General features: G+C 29.2%; 4 protein-coding genes. 2 read left to right on the top strand and 2 right to left on the bottom strand.

Features of this window, described 5'->3' with window-relative positions:
• Together ACIQ2I_RS08980 and ACIQ2I_RS08975 are read right to left on the bottom strand one after the other, a co-directional pair.
• Positions 1 to 184, bottom strand: a 184-nt coding sequence (locus tag ACIQ2I_RS08980; protein ID WP_396182069.1) for a hypothetical protein, incomplete at its 3' end; no start/stop codon positions are given.
• Positions 185 to 213: 29 nt separating this feature from the next.
• The gene (locus tag ACIQ2I_RS08975) at positions 214 to 1,131 is read right to left on the bottom strand and encodes a GLPGLI family protein (RefSeq protein WP_396182068.1); all 918 of its coding nucleotides are present in this window, start codon (positions 1,129 to 1,131) and stop codon (positions 214 to 216) included.
• 86 nt (positions 1,132 to 1,217) lie between these two features.
• Here ACIQ2I_RS08975 and ACIQ2I_RS08970 point away from each other — a divergent pair, with 86 nt between their 5' ends.
• Positions 1,218 to 1,979, top strand: a complete 762-nt coding sequence (locus tag ACIQ2I_RS08970; RefSeq protein WP_396182067.1) for a hypothetical protein — start codon at positions 1,218 to 1,220, stop codon at positions 1,977 to 1,979.
• Positions 1,980 to 1,982: 3 nt separating this feature from the next.
• Positions 1,983 to 2,511 (top strand): deoxynucleoside kinase (locus ACIQ2I_RS08965; protein ID WP_396182066.1); only part of this gene is annotated, 529 nt, incomplete at its 3' end.

Genomic DNA, 2,511 nt, shown 5'->3' with positions numbered 1-2,511 from the left:
TTGCTTCTTTATCAAAACCAATTATTGCATCTTCCGCCGCTTCTTTTTCAGATTCTTTTGAAACTGAAATCGCTTCTTTTTTAGATTTATTTCGAATGGTTTGGTATTCCACTTTTCCATAAAAATCTTGCCCAAAAAGGGTTGCAGAGAAAAGTAGTAAACATAATTTAGGTAAATTTTTCATAATATTTGGGGATTAATAAAAGTTATTATTTATCTAGAATATCTCATTTGCATACCGCCTCTTGAGCCAGGACCGCCGCCCATTTCGCTCATTTCTTTCATTTTTTTCACCATTATATCGTCGTATTCTTTTTGTGAGACTTTGTCACCACCAGTTGGCGCTTTGATTTCGATTTTCTCTTTTACATTCAATACTAATTTCGAACACATAATTATGGTTTTTCCGTCATTAACTTCCATTATTAATCCTGGTAACCCCCAATATTCATCAGGGCCTTGGTTTACAGGAATTTCTGGACAATACCATGCGGTAACAGTAACTTCTTTTGGCATGTCAATGTCTTCAAAAAAGTTGGTTTTCTTTTCTTCTTTTTTCTCAGAAGTATCTTTTTCGTCAACTTTTCCTACCTCTGTTTCTTTTTTTGGTGCTTCTTTTTTTCTTCTATAATTTCTAAAATCCGTTTTACTGGCTTCTTTGATTGCTGTTGCTTTAAAACAAGTGTAATCGCCAATTTTTTTAGATTCGTCACTTAGTACCCATTTTAAATTTGGCAACGAGTCTTTTATCAAAAATTCTTTTCCAAATACTTCTTTGTCAACGGTGTATTGTTTTTCTTTAACGTTTTTAAAATACGTTCCGCCACCGCCCATAAATGAAGCCATCATTCTTCCACCACCTTGTTGTCCGGGTGCATCAAGTTTTTCTTCTTCTTTATATATTGAGGCCGATTTATCGAAATTTAGAATGTAGGTTTTTTCAAACATTTTTTTCATTCTTTCCATAATTTGATTTTTCATTTCTGGAGTCATGTCTTTGTTTCCGTCAAAATTTTTAGCAAATTCTGATGTCGACGTTTTAGATTCATAAACCGCCATTCCTTGGAAATCTTTCTGTGCAGTGGCAATAAAAGTTGTTAAACCCACTACGGCTATAAATATTTTTTTCATATTTAGTTAATTTTTTATTTTATTAGACTCTAAAAATAGCTAATAGTTACATAGTAATTTGTTATTTTTGTGTTAATATTAAAACTATGCGATTTTTTCTTCTATTTATTTTAACCGTTTATTGTGCTAAAGCTCAAAACATTCATGTAGAGCGTGTAGGCAATAAACCATATAAGTACAGTACTTATTGGGGAAATGATTTATCTGGGAATTCTTATTTTTCTTCAAGTAATAATTTGTATAAAATTAATAAAATAGACACGTTAAATTATGCTAACAATACATTTGGAAAAATTTCAAGTGTAGAAACATTTAATATGTTACAAACGCTTATTTTTTATAAAGAAAACAATGCTTTTGTTTTGTTAGATGCTCAGCTTAATGAAATTAATACTACTATTTTTTCGGACATCAATTGCGAATTTTTAAAACCTGCTTCTCAAAATGAATTTTGGTTTTATGATAGTTTAAGTCAGCTAATAGGTTTGTATAATTTGAATTCTAAACAATTTAAATTTCTATCTAACCCAATTAAAAACATTAAGTATTCTCAATCTGATTATAATTATTTGTATTGGATTGATAATGAAAACAATTGTTATTCAATTTCTAAATTCGGTAAAATAATAAATTTAGGCAAAGTAATTGCTTTTGAAAAAATATTTTTTTTAAGTCAAAGAGATTTGTTTTATCTTTTTGATGATAAAATTTATTATTATACCTTTGAAAATCAATTATCAACAAGAATAGATATTAATGAAAATTTGATAACTAATTTTTTCTATACAGAAGGAATTTTTTCTATTTTTACCAACAATCAATTAAGTACCTATCAAATAAAAAAATAAAATATGCATATAGCTATTGCAGGAAATATTGGGGCTGGAAAAACCTCATTAACTAGATTGTTATCTAAACATTTTAGATGGGAAGCGCATTTTGAAGATGTAGATGATAATCCTTATTTAGATGATTTTTATCACTCCATGGAACGTTGGAGTTTTAATTTGCAAATTTATTTCTTAAACAGTCGTTTTCGACAAATTTTAGAGATAAGAAAATCAGGAAAAAAAACTATTCAGGACAGGACCATTTATGAAGATGCCTTTATTTTTGCGCCTAATTTGCATGCGATGGGTTTAATGTCTAATAGAGATTATACCAATTATAAATTACTTTTTGATTTAATGGAAGACCTTGTAGGTCCGCCAGATTTGCTAATTTACTTAAGAAGTTCAATTCCTAATTTAGTAGACCAAATTCATAAGCGTGGCAGAGATTACGAGAACTCTATATCTATCGATTATTTAAGCAGATTGAATGAGCGTTACGAAGCATGGGTTACCACGTATGATAAAGGAAAGTTATTAATTATTGATG

The organism is Flavobacterium sp., assembly GCF_044368995.1.
Taxonomy (GTDB): Bacteria; Bacteroidota; Bacteroidia; order Flavobacteriales; family Flavobacteriaceae; genus Flavobacterium.
Note: the sequence above shows the minus strand (reverse complement) of the source record. Positions and strands in the feature narration are given on the sequence as shown.